Raw genomic sequence first — 3,125 nt, 5'->3', positions numbered from 1 at the left:
ATATCAGCAAAATCCGTCGATAATACTACGCAGCCACTAATGAGCTGGGTGCGATCAAGAATTAGATCTTCCACCACTTCTTGAGAGATTAAGCACATCACCAAACCCTCAATTGCAGGACGTTCGCCTCATCTTGCTTCGAAAAATGAGGCAAAGTTAATATCCGAGCAACTCAATTCTACCCCACGGCAAAGGATTCGTGAGCTTCCAGTTTGTTAGTCCTTTGTCTATAGTCCCCGTTTCATAAAAATTTTGCCAAAGTGAAATCAGGTAATCTTTATCCATACCATTTTCAGGCTCAATTTCGGTCAAACAAACTGACTCCAATTTTAATAAAACAGGCTGATAGGATTTGGAGAGAATGCTTGCGACTTTCATCGGGAGGATATCATTGACCTCTTCATGCTCTTTCTGGCGTATTAAATATAAAGCTAATCCTTTTAAATAACCGAGAAGTTCTGACCCCTCATTGATGCTTGCGTAGTCAAATGCAATTTTTCGAATTGGTGTAAGATAAACGTTGCCGTGTCGAAAATTGTAATTTAATCCGTCATTAGAATTTTTCTGATAAGCTATATAAGATGCTTTTTTTCTTACTTTCTCCCATGAACTAGCGCCTCGAAACTTTTTATCAGCCACTTCAAACAACGCACGATAAATTGAAACTAGATCCAATTCCTCTACCGGGTTCAACCCTCCGAGACCATATTCCTTTATCGAATCGACAAACAAACTTGTCGTTCCATGGTAGAGTGGGATTTGGATTGCGCCATTTTCGAATGGTTTTTTCATTTTAATTAATAATCCGTACTTATTTCTCTATTTAAAACTGAGAAATACTTTTTAAAAATATAAAAAGCTAACGTTCCTGTAATCATCTATGGCTTAGATAATAAAAATTCTCAGTTTACCTAAATCAGTTCTGACTGGGATTGATCTGTCGTCGAGCGCTTTCCATTCCAGCTACGCGACATTAAATCCCGGAAATCGCGGCGAGACAGGACTTTTGAGCACTCGCTCCAAGTATCGTCATCCGGCTCCAAGGTTGCGTTATAACGAATATCGAACCCAGTCTCGCGTTTCTGGGCGTCAATATACTTGTCCATTTCTTCGCCCAGATCTTCGATATTGTCGATCCACTCATCCTTGATCGTATCGGGTAGTGCGCCAAATAAATCGAAGCGATCCCGCATCCTCTCAGATAGACGCTCATAGACACGCTCGTCCACTGTCCCGTGATTTACCAGGTTAAGCATGTCGACACGATCCCGCGTCTGACCAAATCGCTTGATGCGCCCGATTCGCTGTTCCAGCTTGGTAGGGTTCCATGGCAAATCAACATTAATCAGGGTGCCAAGGGTTTGAAGGTTCAATCCCTCGCAGGCAGCATCGGTTGCAATCATCAGTCTTATTTTGCGCTCTGCAACCATCAGCTTAAGATTTTCCCGCTCTGCAGACACGCTATTTCCATCCAGGAACAGGCGACTCTTGCCGGCCCCGGCGTAAAGCCCTATTGGCTCATCCGGGTAACGAGCCGCCAGTGAGCGGGCTACCCAAGCTGCGGTGTCGTAGTATTGGCTAAAGACAATGCAGCCAAGTGCCAGCCAGCCTTCACTGTCAAGATAGAACTGAATCGCATTGAGCTTCGGATCCTCGCGGACTTCACCCAGTCGAGCGATCAGGGTTTCTAGTGCCTCAATTTCAGCACCAGAACCGGTATCGATCTGAGCAAAAGCCTCTTGTTCATCCTCTTCGTCCGCAATGACATCGCCCTCCAAGAGCTTACGCGCTGTACTGATGCCGGCATGTATGCTGCTACAGATGCGCTGCTCCATGAGGTTCTTCATGAAGCCACTCCCCCGTCCTCGTGATGCCAACGCTTTTCCAAAGTCCTGAGCGGCCTCGTAAGCCACACGGTAGTCGTCATCAACACGCAGGCCAATGCCGTCAAAAAGCCCTCTAAAGCCATGCTCGTCGCCGACACGGGCGATATCCGGATGAATATCCACGGCGATACGCGGCAATAGCCCTGCATTTTCGAGGCTTGAGCGTTTACGCAAAACGATATGCCGAACGAAGGGGTTCTCGCGTTGGAAGAAGCTGGCGCCATTCACCTCTTCGTCCAGGGCATCCTGAAGCACGTCCTGGATATCTTCATCCAGCGTTACCAGTGGCGGATCACAGTAAAAGGTATCTTCACTCAGACCTAACTCGCTTCGAATCAGGTTATAGAGCTGCCGAGCCTTGGGTTCGTTGGTTGCTTCAACCGGTGGTAGTGGTGTCTTCACGAATGCCCATGCCTTTTCGGCTTGACCTATATGAGCAACACCCGATAGCAAATCGACCACTTCAGATGGGTGATGCCAGCGCGACAAACCTTCCCCGAGAACAAAGCGGCCTTTACCCTGATGTAAAATTCGCATGGCGTCCCACAGATCTTCGCGACGGGTTTGGATCGGTGTCGCTGTACCCAGGATGACGTGTTTAGCTTGCCCCGCAATCTTCTTCATGAAAGAGAGAAGTTTGTTGTCCTTATCTGGAGCGGAGCCCGGCGCAACCATCGTGCGAGCTTTGTGAGCCTCATCAAGCACGACCAGACCATATTCTCCACGACGATCCAGAAGACGCTGCTTTTCGTCGGAGTCCCTCACCATGAGGCCGGTCGAGATTATCCCAATACGTAATGGACACTCCGTGATATTGTGGGTCCCTGTGCCGGAAATCAGCATGCCTTGTGAATTCAGCCACCCTTTGTGCAAAGTACTCCATCGAGCGGTGGGAATACCGAGCTTATCAATAAGCTCGGTTTGCCACTGCTCACAGAGTGTTGCTGGGGCAAAAATAACCGTCGGCCGGGCCTTTCCTTCCTGTTCTTCCAATAAGGATAAGGTCAGTGCAGCAGTAGCCATGGACAGCGTTTTCCCCAACCCAACCTCATCGGCTAGCAGTAAGCGGACTACCCCATAGGCGCGATAGTGTTTCAGGGTTTCCGTCACGAAGCCTTGCTGCCAAGGCTGTAGCGTAAAGCCCTCTCGGTACATCGGCGACTCCACTAAGGCAGCTGGAGCCACTTGCTCGGGTTTTTCTATCTCCGGCAGGCTAACTTCGTGTCGTTTTGTTCGCCG

Annotated in this window: 2 protein-coding genes; both read right to left on the bottom strand. The window is 48.5% G+C overall.

The annotated features are described in order from the left end of the window. Positions 1-156 precede the first annotated feature (156 nt). A complete protein-coding gene (locus B2W52_RS15140; protein ID WP_273070515.1) occupies positions 157-792 on the bottom strand; it encodes a hypothetical protein in 636 nt (211 codons plus the stop codon). A 119-nt stretch (positions 793-911) separates the two neighbouring features. Next, positions 912-3,125: helicase-related protein (locus B2W52_RS15135; protein WP_286803678.1), on the bottom strand; the 2,214-nt coding region annotated here is incomplete at its 5' end.

Source organism: Marinobacter sp. UBA2498, from assembly GCF_002341575.1.
Lineage (GTDB): Bacteria > Pseudomonadota > Gammaproteobacteria > Pseudomonadales > Oleiphilaceae > Marinobacter > Marinobacter manganoxydans.
This window is presented reverse-complemented; position numbering and strand designations above follow the sequence as displayed.

Bases quoted from the DNA above. Each gene is read 5' to 3' on its own strand.
- B2W52_RS15140 (WP_273070515.1), bottom strand. From the start codon at position 792: ATGAAAAAACCATTCGAAAATGGCGCAATCCAAATCCCACTCTACCAT.